This window comes from Streptomyces sp. Q6 (assembly GCF_036967205.1).
Lineage (GTDB): Bacteria > Actinomycetota > Actinomycetes > Streptomycetales > Streptomycetaceae > Streptomyces > Streptomyces citrinus.
The window spans coordinates 7,993,641-8,006,323 of record NZ_CP146022.1 but is presented as its reverse complement, the minus strand read 5'-3'; the positions used below and the strand labels follow the sequence as shown (position 1 = coordinate 8,006,323).

The following is a 12,683-nucleotide window of genomic DNA, read 5'->3' as shown; positions in this document are numbered from 1 at the left end:
TTCGCATGTCTACGCATCCTGAGGTCGCCGCGCTCCTCGCGCGCTCGAACCGGCTCGGCGCCGACCCCCGCAACACGAACTACGCCGGCGGCAACACGTCCGCCAAGGGCACCGAGACCGATCCCGTCACCGGCTCCGACATCGAGCTGATGTGGGTCAAGGGCTCCGGCGGCGACCTGGGCACCCTCAAGGAGGGCGGCCTCGCCGTCCTGCGCACCGACCGGCTCAAGGCGCTCACCGCGGTGTACCCGGGGGTGGAGCGCGAGGACGAGATGGTCGCCGCGTTCGACTACTGCCTGCACGGCAAGGGCGGCGCGGCCCCGTCCATCGACACGGCCATGCACGGCCTGGTGGACGCGGCCCACGTCGACCACCTGCACCCCGACTCCGGTATCGCGCTGGCCTGCGCGGCGGACGGCGAGAAGCTGACCGCCGCGTGCTTCGGCGAGCAGGTCGTGTGGGTGCCGTGGCGCCGTCCCGGCTTCCAGCTCGGCCTCGACATCGCCGCGATCAAGGCCGCCAACCCGCAGGCCATCGGCTGCGTCCTCGGCGGCCACGGCATCACCGCGTGGGGCGACACGGCCGAGGAGTGCGAGCGGAACAGCCTCTTCATCATCCGCACCGCCGAGACGTTCCTCGCCGAGCGCGGCAGGGCCGAGCCCTTCGGACCCGCCCTTGAGGGGTACGCGGCTCTCGACGCGGCCGAGCGCCGGGCGCGGGCCGCCGCACTCGCCCCGTACATCCGGGGGCTCGCGTCCAGCGACCGTCCGCAGGTCGGGCACTTCGACGACTCCGGCACGGTCCTCGACTTCCTGGCGTCCGCCGAGCACCCGCGCCTCGCCGCGCTCGGCACGTCCTGCCCGGACCACTTCCTGCGCACGAAGGTCCGCCCGCTCGTCCTCGACCTCCCGCCGACCGCCGAACTCACCACCGTGGTAGACCGGTTGACGGAGCTGCACGCCGCCTACCGCGAGGAGTACGCCGCCTACTACCGGCGGCACGCCACCCCCGACTCCCCCGCGATGCGCGGCGCGGACCCGGCGATCGTCCTCGTCCCCGGCATCGGCATGTTCTCCTTCGGCAAGGACAAGCAGACGGCACGCGTCGCGGGCGAGTTCTACCTCAACGCGATCAACGTCATGCGCGGCGCCGAAGCGGTGTCCACGTACGCCCCGATCGAGGAGTCGGAGAAGTTCCGCATCGAGTACTGGTCCCTCGAAGAGGCCAAACTCCAGCGGATGCCGAAGCCGAAGGCGCTCGCCACCCGGGTCGCGCTGGTGACCGGCGCGGGCAGCGGCATCGGGAAGGCCATCGCGCACCGCCTCGTCGCCGAGGGCGCGTGCGTCGTCGTCGCCGACCTGAACGCGGACGGCGCGGCGGCGGTCGCCGAGGAGCTGGGCGGCGCCGACAAGGCGGTCGCGGTCGAGGTCGACGTGACGTCGGAGGAGCAGATCGCGGACGCGTTCCGTGCGGCCGCTCTCGCCTTCGGCGGTGTCGACCTGGTCGTCAACAACGCCGGCATCTCCATCTCCAAGCCGCTCCTGGAGACCACGGCGAAGGACTGGGACCTCCAGCACGACATCATGGCGCGCGGCTCCTTCCTCGTCTCGCGCGAGGCGGCCCGCGTGATGAAGGCACAGGGCATGGGCGGCGACATCGTCTACATCGCCTCCAAGAACGCGGTCTTCGCCGGCCCCAACAACGTCGCCTACTCCGCGACCAAGGCCGACCAGGCCCATCAGGTCCGCCTGCTCGCCGCCGAGCTGGGCGCCGACGGCATCCGCGTCAACGGCGTCAACCCGGACGGTGTGGTGCGCGGCTCGGGCATCTTCGCGGGCGGCTGGGGCGCGCAGCGCGCGGCGACGTACGGCATCGAGGAGGAGAAGCTGGGCGAGTTCTACGCGCAGCGGACCCTGCTGAAGCGCGAGGTGCTGCCGGAGCACGTGGCGAACGCGGTGTTCGCGCTGACGGGCGGGGAGTTGACGCACACGACGGGGCTGCACGTTCCGGTGGACGCGGGGGTCGCGGCGGCGTTCCTGAGGTGACCGGCGAGGGTGGCTGATCCGGTGATCGGCCCGCCCGCGTCCGCCGGACGCCCGCGGGCCGCGACCGGTCCCCGCGCGGTTCCCGGCGCCCTTCCGCGGCGCGGGGAACCGCGCGACCAGCCACCCCACGCCCCACACCCGCCAGCCACACCCCGACCGCACCGGCCCAAAGGCGAACGAACCTCATGCCCCACATCCCCTATGCCGCGATCGACCTGGGCGCCTCCAGCGGCCGGGTCATGGCCGCCCAGGTCACCCCGGACACCCTCACCCTGACGGAGTCGCACCGCTTCGCGAACCGACCGGTGCGCACCCCGGACGGCCTCCACTGGGACATCCTCGCCCTGTACGCGGGCATCCTCGACGGCCTGCGCGCGGCAGGACCGGTCCGCTCCGTCGGCATCGACAGCTGGGCCGTCGACCACGGCCTGCTCGACGCGGACGGCGCGCTGCTCGGCAACCCGTTCCACTACCGCGACAGCCGCACGGACCAGGTCGCCGAGAAGGTCTGGGAGAGCGTCCCGCCGGCCGACCTGTACGCGGCGACCGGCATCCAGTACGCCCCGTTCAACACCCTGTACCAGCTCGCCGCCGCCCGCGGCACCGCCCAACTCGACGCGGCTCGAAGCCTGTTGATGATCCCCGACCTGCTGACGTACTGGCTGACGGGACAGCAGGGCACCGAGCTGACCAACGCCTCCACGACCCAGCTCATCGACCCGCGCACCGGCGACTGGGCGCACGACGTCGCGGCCCGCACCGGCGTCGACCTGACCCTGTTCGCCCCGCTGCGGCGCCCCGGCGACCCGGCGGGCGAGCTGCTCCCGCACGTCCTCGACGAGGCCGGGCTGACCGGGCCCGTCCCGGTGACGACGGTCGCCTCGCACGACACGGCGTCGGCAGTGGCGGCGGTCCCGGCGACGGAGGAGCACTTCGCGTACATCTGCACCGGCACCTGGTCCCTGGCCGGCCTCGAACTCGACGCCCCGGTCCTGACCGAGGAGAGCCGCGCCGCGAACTTCACGAACGAGCTCGGCATCGACGGCACCGTCCGGTACCTCCGCAACATCATGGGCCTGTGGCTGCTCCAGGAGTGCCAACGCACCTGGCGGGACGCCGACCTGACCGAACTGCTCGACGGGGCGGCCCGGTGCGCCCCGCTGCGCTCGGTCGTCGACGCGGGCGACCCCGCGTTCCTGGCACCGGGCGGCATGCCGGACCGGATCGCCGCCGCCTGCCGCGCCACGGGCCAGCCGGAGCCCCGGACCCGCGCCGAGACCACGCGCTGCATCCTCGACTCGCTCGCCCTGGCGCACCGCCGCGCCATCGCGGACGCGGCCCGCCTCGCGGACCGACCGGTGGACGTCGTGCACATCGTCGGCGGCGGCGCCCGCAACGCCCTGCTGTGCCGGCTCACCGCCGACGCCTGCGGGCTGCCGGTCGTGGCGGGCCCGGCGGAGGCCGCGGCGCTCGGCAACGTCCTCGTGCAGGCCCGCGCCCACGGCGACGTCGGAGACCGGGCCGCCATGCGCCAACTGATCGCCCGTACGCAGCGCTTGACCCGGTACGAGCCGCGCGGCCGACGCTCCGAGTGGGACGCGGCGGCTGCTCGTGTCGCGACCTCGTGACCCGCGCGCCGGTACCACGTACGCTGCACCCATCCGATGACCGAGCCGCATCTATCAACGAAGGGGCCACCATGCGTGTCGCGCTCTTCCTGACCTGTGTCAACGACACGCTCTACCCGGACACGGGCCGGGCCGTGGTGAAACTCCTGACCAGGCTGGGCGTCGACGTGGACTTCCCGGCCGCCCAGACCTGTTGCGGGCAGCCTCACTACAACACCGGCTACCGCCGCCAGGCGGAACCGCTGGCCCGTCATTACTCCGATGTCTTCGGGCCGGGCCTCGCGTCGGGTGATTACGACGCAATCATCACGCCGTCCGGCTCGTGCGCGGCGATGGTGCGCGAGCTGTACCCGCGGATGGGCGAGCGGGCGCGCGCGGAGGGCCGGGGCGACCGGCTCGCGACGACGCTCGCGCCGGTGATCCCGAAGACGTACGAGCTCACCGAGTTCCTCGTCGACGTGCTGAAGGTGACCGATGTCGGCGCCTCCTACCCGCACAAGGTGACGTACCACCCGACCTGCCACGGCCTGCGCTCGCTCGGCCTCGGCGACCGCCCCCTCCAACTCCTGCGGGCCGTCAAGGGACTTGAGCTGGCGGAGCTGCCCGGCGCGCAGGAGTGCTGCGGCTTCGGCGGCACGTTCGCGGTGAAGAACTCCGATGTCTCCTCGGCGATGGGCGCCGACAAGGTGCGCAACGCCGAGTCGACCGGCGCCGACGTGCTGTGCGCCGCCGACAACTCGTGCCTGATGCACATCGGCGGCACGATGTCCCGGCTGAAGGTCGGCATGCGGCCGGTCCACATCGCGGAGATCCTGGCGAGCACAGAAGAGGAGCCCCACGTATGAGCGGCACCTTCGTCGGCATGCCGGCCTTCCCGAAGGCCGCGCACGACGCCGTACGGAACACGACCCTGCGCGCCAACCTGAAGCACGCCACCCACACCATCCGTGACAAGCGCGCCCGCGCCGTCGCCGAACTCGACGACTGGGCGGCGCTGCGGGAGGCCGGCAAGCAGATCAAGGACCACACGCTCCGCCATCTCGACCACTATCTGGTCCAGTTGGAGGAGTCGGTCACGGCCGCGGGCGGCACCGTGCACTGGGCGCGCGACGCCGACGAGGCCAACCGCATCGTCACCCGGCTGGTCCGGGAGACCGGCGAGTCGGAGGTCGTCAAGGTCAAGTCGATGGCCACGCAGGAGATCGGTCTCAACGAACACCTGGAGGCCGAGGGCATCCGCGCCTACGAGACCGACCTCGCCGAACTCATCGTGCAGCTCGGCGACGACCGGCCCTCGCACATCCTGGTCCCCGCCATCCACCGCAACCGCGGCGAGATCCGCGACATCTTCGCTCAGGAGATGGGCCGTTGGGGCCGCCCGGCCCCCGAGGGCCTGACCGACACGCCCGCCGAACTCGCCGAGGCGGCCCGGCTGCACCTGCGCGAGAAGTTCCTGCGCGCCAAGGTCGGCGTCTCCGGGGCCAACTTCATGGTCGCCGAGACCGGCACCCTCGTCGTCGTCGAGTCCGAGGGCAACGGCCGGATGTGCCTCACCCTCCCCGAGACGCTGATCTCGGTCGTCGGCATCGAGAAGATCGTCCCGACCTGGCAGGACCTGGAGGTCTTCCTCCAGACGCTGCCGCGCTCCTCGACGGCGGAGCGGATGAACCCGTACACGTCGACCTGGACGGGGACCACCGACGGCGACGGACCGCGGACCTTCCACCTGGTCCTGATCGACAACGGCCGCACCGACACCCTCGCCGACGAGGTCGGCCGCCAGGCGCTGCGCTGCATCCGCTGCTCCGCGTGCCTGAACGTCTGCCCCGTCTACGAACGGGCCGGCGGGCACGCGTACGGCTCGGTCTACCCGGGCCCGATCGGCGCCATCCTCAGCCCCCAGCTCCGGGGCACGGCGAGCGAGATCGACGCCTCACTGCCGTACGCGTCGTCGCTGTGCGGCGCCTGCTACGAGGTGTGCCCGGTCGCCATCGACATCCCCGAGGTCCTCGTCCATCTGCGCGAGCGGGTGGTGGAGGGCGGCGAGGTGACCCTGCGCGGCACGAAGGTGACGCTCAAGCCGGCGAAGGGGCACGCGGCGGAGCGCGCCGCGATGCGCGCGGCCCGCTGGGCGTTCACCCACCCGGCCGTCCTCGCCACCGGCCAGCGCATGGCCTCGCGCACCCGGCGCTTCCACCCGCGCACGGTGCCCGGTCCCGGCAGGGCGTGGACGGCGACCCGGGACCTGCCGCAGGTGCCCGCGGAATCGTTCCGCGACTGGTGGCAGCGGACCGACGGCGGAAAGGAAGGCCAGAAGTGAGCAGCAGGGACGTGATCCTGGGCCGGGTGCGACGGGCGCTCGGCGGCCCGGCGGGCGCTCCGTCGACGTACGCGACGGACATCGACCGGAGCTATCTGCGTGAGCACGGTTCCCGTACGACCGAGGAGACGGTCGAACTCCTGGCGGAGAACCTGGCGGACTACCGGGCGATCGTGCACCGGTGTTCCGCAGGGGAGCTGCCGAGGACACTCATGAGGCTGCTGGCCGAGCACGGGGCGCAGTCCGTGGTCGTCCCGCCGGAGCTGCCCGCCTCCTGGCTGGCGGAGGCCGACCCGGTCCGCATCCACGACAGGGCCGCGAACACCGCCGCCGAACTCGACCGGGCCGACAGCGTCGTCACGGCCTGCGCGGTCGCGGTCGCCGAGACGGGCACGATCGTCCTCGACGGCTCCCCCGACCAGGGCCGCCGCCGCATCACCCTCGTCCCCGACCACCACATCTGCGTCGTGCGCGTCCCCGGCCAGGTCGTCTCCTCCGTGCCGCAGGCCCTCGAACGGCTCGACCCGGCACGCCCGCTCACCTGGATCTCGGGCCCGTCCGCGACCAGCGACATCGAGCTGGACCGGGTCGAGGGGGTGCACGGACCGCGCACCCTGGAGGTGGTACTGGTGAGCGAGGACTGAGCGGCGCGGTTAGCGTGAGGCCATGATCCGGTTCGACCAAGTCACCAAGCGGTACGCGGACGGCACCACGGCGGTGGACGATCTGTCCTTCGAGGTCGCCGAGGGCGAACTGGTCACGCTCGTCGGCCCGTCCGGCTGCGGCAAGACCACGACGATGATGATGGTCAACCGGCTCATCGAGCCCACGTCGGGCCGGATCTACGTCGACGGCGAGGACATCGCGACGGTCGACCCGGTCAAGCTGCGCCGCCGGATCGGCTACGTCATCCAGCAGGTCGGCCTCTTCCCGCACCGCACGATCCTCGACAACACGGCGACCGTCCCGGCCCTCGTCGGGTGGAAGAAGGCGAAGGCCAGGGCGCGCGCCGCCGAGCTGCTCGACCTGGTGGGCCTGGACCCCAAGACGTACGGCGGCCGCTATCCGGAACAGCTCTCCGGCGGCCAGCGCCAGCGGGTCGGGGTCGCCCGCGCGCTCGCGGCCGACCCGCCGGTGCTCCTGATGGACGAGCCGTTCGGCGCCGTCGACCCGGTGGTGCGCGAACAGCTCCAGGACGAGTTCCTGCGGATGCAGGCCGCCGTGCGCAAGACGGTCCTCCTCGTCACGCACGACATCGAGGAGGCTGTGCGGCTCGGCGACCGGATCGCCGTGTACGGGCAGGGCCGCATCGAGCAGTTCGACACGCCGGGCGCGGTCCTCGGCACGCCCGCGACGCCGTACGTCGCCGAGTTCGTCGGCGCGGACCGGGGGCTGAAGCGTCTGTCGGTCACGGAGATCGAGCCGTACGACCTCGAACAGCCCGCGGTGGCCCGGCTCGACGAGTCCGCGGCGCAGGCCGCGTCCCGGATGCGCGCGGAGGCGGCGCGCTGGGCGGTGGTCCTCGACGGGGGAGGCGATCTGCACGGCTGGATCGGCCTCGACGAGGCGGCCCTCGCCGGGCAGGACGGCCGGGTCCGGGATCTCGCGCACCGGATGAACGCGTGGGTCCCGGTCGGCGCTCCGCTGAAGCAGGCGTTCGGCGTGATGCTTCAGCACGACGCGGGCTGGGTGGCGGTCCTCGACGGCTCGCGCTTCCTGGGCGTCCTCACCCCGGCGAAACTCCATGAGGCGCTGCGCCGCTCGGTCGACGCGGACGCGCAGGGGATCGCCCGTGCCGAGGTGGAGTTCGACTCGGTGGCCGACGCGTGAGCGTGCCGGTCCCGGCCGACGTCCACCGATCTCCACCGACCTCTACCTGTCTCCACCGACCTCCACCGACCTCCACCGATGAACCCTCACCCTAGACCTGACCCTGAGACTTGGGGTTCGCGGTGGACGTTCCGGGGCCGTGATCGGGCACCTGCCCGTTCGGTCCGCGCGCATTCATCGCGCGCAGGTTCTCGTCGTGCACGTCGCCGGGCAGCCGCCGGTCGGGCCGGTACGCGGCGAGTTCCGGGGCGGTCCCGCCGGTGGTGATCTCCTGGGCGGCGAGCCGGCCGAGCACCGGGGCGAGCGTCACCCCGCTGTGCGAGACCAGGTGGTAGAGGCCGGGAGCGCCGAGTGCCTCGCCGATCAGCGGCAGCCCGTCCACCGGCACCGGCCGTACGCCGATCCGCGCGTCGGCGACGGGCGCCGCGCGCAGGGCGGGGACGATGGTGGTCGCCCGCTCGTGGAGTTCCTGCGGCAGCCCGTCGAGCGCCGTCCCGTCGAGCCGGGCGTCCACTTCCCAGGACAGGCTGAGGACTCCGCCGTCGGGTGTGGGCCGCAGGTCGATGCCGGGCGCGGTGAGGATGGCGGTGAGGGGCCCACCGGGCAGCGGACGGCTCTCGGCGACGAGTCCCGGTACCCGGCGCAGCGGGAGCCGCACCCCGGCGAGCGCGGCCAGGCGGTCGGCGCCGGGACCCGCGCAGTTGACGACGGTGTCGGCGGCCGTGCGCCGCTCCCCGCGACCACCCCGGTGACCCGTTCGCCGTCGCGCAGCAGTCCGGTGACGCGGGCGCCGAAGTGCGTCTCGGCGCCGTGCCGCACGGCGGCGTCGAGCAGGGCCCGTACGAAGCGGGGCGCGTCGTACCAGGCGCTGCGCTCGTGCACGACGACCTCGGCGGCACGGCAGGCGGCCGGGTCGACGGCGGGCGCGAGATCGCGGAGCACGGCGGCCGGGGCGACGCGGCAGGTGTGTCCCCAGCCGCGGGCGCGTTCGGCGCGCTCGCGCAGCGCCCGTCGGTCCGCCTCGTTCTCGGCCCACTGGACGTGCGGCAGCGGATGCCGCCAGCGCGGCCCGCCCAGTTCACCGGCGAGCCGGACGTGCTCGTCGGAGCCCTGCCGGTTCAGCCGGTAGTAGGCGTACGGGGTCTTGAGGTGGGTCACGTCGGCGGAGAAGGAGGCGCCGGAGGTACCGGCGGCCGGTCGCGCCTCTTCCACGACGACGACCTGGGCGCCCGCGCGGGCGAGGTGGTAGCTGACGCAGGCGCCGAGTACGCCCGCGCCGACGACTAGGACTCGGCTCATAGGCGTGCGTGTACCCCCTGAGGGCGCTTCGTTTCAAGGAGCCCTACCGCAACAGCCCTTTGTCCTGGAGGTAGGCGCGGGCCACGTCCTCGGGGAGCCGCCGCCAGCTGTCGACCTGCTGGTTCATCGAGGCCAGGTCGGCGGTGGTGAGGACGGAGTTGAGGGCGCCGAGCGCCTCGGCGACCTTCGCGCTGCCCGCTCGGGACCGGTTGACGACGGGCACGAGGTAGTCGGCGTTCTGGAGGTGCCGGTCGTCGTCGAGCAGGACGAGCCCGAAGTCGCCCAGCGTGGCGTCGGTGGTCGTCGTCAGCACCATCTGGTCCTGCCCGTTCTGCACGGCCTTCTTGGACTGGGTGGTGCCGACGCCCTTCGGGTCGACGCCGGTGATGTCGATGCCGTAGACCTTCTTCAGCCCCGGTGCGCAGTAGGGGCGTTGGACACACTCGTCGCCGGCGGCGAGCCGCACCTCGAGACCGGAGGCGCCGAGGTCGCTGAGCGTCCTGAGTCGGTGCTTCTTCGCGTACGAGGAGGCCACCGCGAAGGCGTTCTGGTCGACGGCCTTGCCGGGGTCGAGAACGACGAGGCCACGGGGCCGGGCGAGTTCGCGCAGCGCTTTCATGGTGGCGTCGAGGTCGGGCGAGCCGACGGGCGCGGCGTCGGCGCCGTTGGTCTTGGCGTTGAGCCAGTCGGCGAAGGTGGCTGCGTACTCGGGGACGACGTCGATCTGGCCCGACTCCAGGGCGGGTTCGTACAGCTCGCGATTGGCGACGGACAGGATCTCGGTGCCGTATCCGGCGTCCTTCAGCAGAAGCGCGTACATCGTGGCGAGCAGGTCGCTCTCGGTGAATCCGGCGGATCCGATGACGAGGTGCTTGCTGTCACCGGGCGGCGCGGTCACCTCGCCCTGGTTCTCCAGCGACGGCCCGCCGGAACAGCCGCCGACGAGCAGCAGCAGCCCGACCGCGCCGGCCAGTCTCCGCATCATCGCGCGGGTCACCCGACCCTCCCCCGCGCCCAGGCCGGAGCGAGCCGCTCGGCGATCTCGAAGATCCCTTCGACGAGGAGCGCGAACACGGCGACCAGTACGGCGCCCGCGACGACCTGCGGAGTGCTGGCGAGGTTGAACCCGGCGGTGATGATGCGCCCGAGCCCGCCGCCGCCGGCGAGAGCCGCGATGGTCGCGGTGGCGACGAGCTGCACGGCGGCGATCCGCACCCCGTTCATGATCATCGGCAGGGCGAGCGGCACTTCGACCCTCGTCAGCATCTGCCGCCCGGTCATGCCCATCCCCCGCGCGGCCTGCACGACACCGCGGTCGACGCCGCGCATGCCCACGTACGCGTTGGTGAGCAGCGGCGGTACGGCGAACAGCACCAGGGCGACGACGGTGGGCCCTTCGCCGTACTGCCCGAGGGGTGTAAGCAGCAGCAGGACGAGGACGGCGAAGGTCGGCACGGCGCGGCCGATGTTGGAGATGTTGACGGCGAGGGCGCCACCCTTGCCGAGGTGCCCGAGCACGAGGGCGACGGGCAGGGCGATGAGGCAGCTGATGACGAGACACACGATCGTCAGGAAGAGGTGCTGGGCGAGCCGGTGCCAGATGCCGTCGTCGCCGGACCAGTGCGCCGCGTCGGTGAGCCAGTCCCAGGTGTCGGTGAGGGTCTTCACGCGTGGCTCGCTCTCGCCCAGGGCGTGAGGAGCCGGCCCACGCCGAGGAGCAGCACGTCGGCGGCGACGGCGATGACGACGCACAGCACGGAGGCGGTCAGCACCTGCGCCTTGAAGTAGGTGTTCATCCCCGCGTAGATGAGGTTGCCGAGGCCGCCGTAGCCGACGATCGCGCCGACCGTCACCAGGGAGACGGCGGACACGGTGGCGATGCGCAGCCCGGCCATGGCGGCGGGCAGCGCGAGCGGGAGTTCGACGGTGAGCAGCAGCCGGATCGGCCCGTACCCCATGCCGCGGGCGGCCTGCCGGGTCTCCTGGGGGACGGCGCGCAGCCCGGCGAGGATGTTCCGTACGAGCAGGGTCAGCGAGTACAGCACGAGCCCCGCGACGACGAGCGTCGCGGACAGTCCGTACGCGGGCAGCAGCAGCGAGAACATCGCGAGCGACGGAATCGTGTACAGCACCGTGGTGAGGCCGAGGACGGGACCTGCGGCCCACCCCCACCGCCGCGCGACGACGGCCAGCGGCACGGCGATGACCAGGGCGATCGCGACGGCGACGCACGTGATCTCCAGGTGCTGCACCACGGCGTCGACGAGGATGTGCCGGCGCGTGCTCAGGTACTCGCCGCAGATCCATTCGTTGCGGGCGAGGCAGTCGTCCGGTGGCGGTGCTTGCGGTACCGCTGTCACGAGGGGCACCCGCCCATTCCAGTGGCCGAAGCGGCGCGTGGCGCGCTGGGTGACCCGTACGGGCGGCGGACGGGCGCCCCGCGCGCCCCCCGACGGGGCGACATCCCGCCGCGGGACTGACGCGCGACGGTGGCGCGGCTAGGTTGTCGGGCATGAGCAATCTTGATCGTCAGGCGGTCCCTTCCGTGTGCGGCGGACGCGGGTTCGTCGTGGCGGAACCGGTCCGTGAACTCCTCAGCCCGCGCCGGGTGCGGCTGGGCGAGTCCACGGAAGTACGCCGGCTGCTGCCGAACCTGGGCCGCCGCATGGTGGGCGCCTGGGCGTTCGTGGACCACTACGGCCCGGACGACATCGCGGACGAGCCCGGCATGCAGGTGCCGCCGCACCCGCACATGGGGCTCCAGACGGTGTCCTGGCTGCACGACGGCGAGGTGCTGCACCGCGACTCGACCGGCAGCCTCCAGACGATCCGCCCCCGCGAACTCGGCCTCATGACGTCGGGCCGCGCGATCTCCCACTCGGAGGAGAGCCCGCGCCCGCACGCCCGCTTCCTGCACGGCGCCCAGCTCTGGGTCGCCCTGCCCGACGCGCACCGCCACACGGACCCGCGCTTCGAGCACCACGCGACCCTGCCGACGGTCACGGCACCCGGCCTCACGGGAACGGTCGTCCTGGGCACGCTCGACGGAGCGACGTCCCCCGGCACGACGTACACCCCGCTCGTCGGCGCGGACCTGACCCTGACGGCGGGCGCGGACGTCCGCGTCCCGCTCGACCCCGACTTCGAGTACGCGGTCCTGTCGATGTCCGGCGAAACCCACGTCGACGACGTCCCGCTCGTCCCCGGCTCGATGCTCTACCTCGGCTGCGGCCGCACCGAACTCCCGCTGCGCGCGGGGTCGGACGCGAGCGTGATGCTCCTGGGCGGCGAGCCGTTCGAGGAGGAGCTCGTCATGTGGTGGAACTTCATCGGGCGGAACCAGGACGAGATCACTCAGGCGCGGGAGGACTGGATGACAGGGTCGCGATTTGGGGATGTGAAGGGGTACGACGGGGGGCGGTTGGATGCGCCTGAGCTGCCGCCTGTTCCGCTCAAGCCGCGAGGTCGAGTGCGCTGAACGGACTGTTCTCGGCGTAGGCCACGTGAAGTCGGGCGAGCAGCGAAGTCGACTCGCCTGACTTCCCTCCAACGCGATCGCCC

Annotated in this window: 11 protein-coding genes and 1 pseudogene; 7 read left to right on the top strand and 5 right to left on the bottom strand. The window is 72.6% G+C overall.

Annotated features, from left to right (window positions below):
• Positions 1 to 5: 5 nt before the first annotated feature.
• The 6 genes from V2W30_RS36760 (at position 6) to V2W30_RS36735 (ending at position 7,823) form a co-directional block, all read left to right on the top strand.
• Positions 6 to 2,045 carry a bifunctional aldolase/short-chain dehydrogenase gene (locus V2W30_RS36760; protein WP_338702928.1) on the top strand — a complete coding sequence of 680 codons (2,040 nt, stop codon included), beginning with the start codon at positions 6 to 8 and terminating at the stop codon, positions 2,043 to 2,045.
• 185 nt (positions 2,046 to 2,230) lie between these two features.
• Positions 2,231 to 3,673, top strand: coding sequence for a rhamnulokinase family protein (locus tag V2W30_RS36755; RefSeq protein ID WP_338702927.1), 1,443 nt, complete (start codon positions 2,231 to 2,233; stop codon positions 3,671 to 3,673).
• 71 nt (positions 3,674 to 3,744) lie between these two features.
• Positions 3,745 to 4,518, top strand: coding sequence for a (Fe-S)-binding protein (locus V2W30_RS36750; RefSeq protein WP_338702926.1), 774 nt, complete (start codon positions 3,745 to 3,747; stop codon positions 4,516 to 4,518).
• A complete protein-coding gene (locus V2W30_RS36745; protein ID WP_338702925.1) occupies positions 4,515 to 5,993 on the top strand; it encodes a LutB/LldF family L-lactate oxidation iron-sulfur protein in 1,479 nt (492 codons plus the stop codon). Before V2W30_RS36750 ends, V2W30_RS36745 begins: the two co-directional genes overlap by 4 nt.
• The gene (locus V2W30_RS36740; RefSeq protein ID WP_338702924.1) at positions 5,990 to 6,637 is read left to right on the top strand and encodes a LutC/YkgG family protein; all 648 of its coding nucleotides are present in this window, start codon (positions 5,990 to 5,992) and stop codon (positions 6,635 to 6,637) included. The genes V2W30_RS36745 and V2W30_RS36740 overlap by 4 nt, the downstream gene beginning before the upstream one ends.
• A 22-nt stretch (positions 6,638 to 6,659) precedes the next feature.
• On the top strand, positions 6,660 to 7,823 hold the full coding sequence (locus tag V2W30_RS36735) for a betaine/proline/choline family ABC transporter ATP-binding protein (protein ID WP_338702923.1): 1,164 nt from the start codon (positions 6,660 to 6,662) through the stop codon (positions 7,821 to 7,823).
• 91 nt (positions 7,824 to 7,914) lie between these two features.
• On the opposite strand, the gene V2W30_RS36730 is transcribed toward V2W30_RS36735, so the two are convergent.
• The 5 genes and pseudogenes from V2W30_RS36730 to V2W30_RS36710 all read right to left on the bottom strand — a co-directional run bounded on the left by V2W30_RS36730 (position 7,915) and on the right by V2W30_RS36710 (position 11,482).
• A complete protein-coding gene (locus V2W30_RS36730) occupies positions 7,915 to 8,688 on the bottom strand; it encodes an FAD-binding oxidoreductase (protein ID WP_338703905.1) in 774 nt (257 codons plus the stop codon).
• Positions 8,604 to 9,122, bottom strand: a pseudogene (locus V2W30_RS41770) (NAD(P)/FAD-dependent oxidoreductase); the annotation flags it as partial. The gene V2W30_RS36730 and the pseudogene V2W30_RS41770, both read right to left, overlap by 85 nt.
• A 43-nt stretch (positions 9,123 to 9,165) precedes the next feature.
• Positions 9,166 to 10,104 (bottom strand): ABC transporter substrate-binding protein, encoded by a 939-nt coding sequence (locus V2W30_RS36720; protein WP_338703903.1) that lies wholly within the window; start codon positions 10,102 to 10,104, stop codon positions 9,166 to 9,168.
• Positions 10,105 to 10,115: 11 nt separating this feature from the next.
• Positions 10,116 to 10,790 (bottom strand): ABC transporter permease, encoded by a 675-nt coding sequence (locus V2W30_RS36715; RefSeq protein ID WP_338702922.1) that lies wholly within the window; start codon positions 10,788 to 10,790, stop codon positions 10,116 to 10,118.
• Entirely contained in the window at positions 10,787 to 11,482 is a 696-nt protein-coding gene (locus V2W30_RS36710) for an ABC transporter permease (RefSeq protein WP_338702921.1), read from the bottom strand. Before V2W30_RS36710 ends, V2W30_RS36715 begins: the two co-directional genes overlap by 4 nt.
• Before the next feature lie 152 nt (positions 11,483 to 11,634).
• On the opposite strand from V2W30_RS36710, the gene V2W30_RS36705 reads away from it, so the two are divergent.
• Positions 11,635 to 12,600 carry a pirin family protein gene (locus V2W30_RS36705; RefSeq protein WP_338702920.1) on the top strand — a complete coding sequence of 322 codons (966 nt, stop codon included), beginning with the start codon at positions 11,635 to 11,637 and terminating at the stop codon, positions 12,598 to 12,600.
• The last annotated feature ends 83 nt before the right edge of the window (positions 12,601 to 12,683 follow it).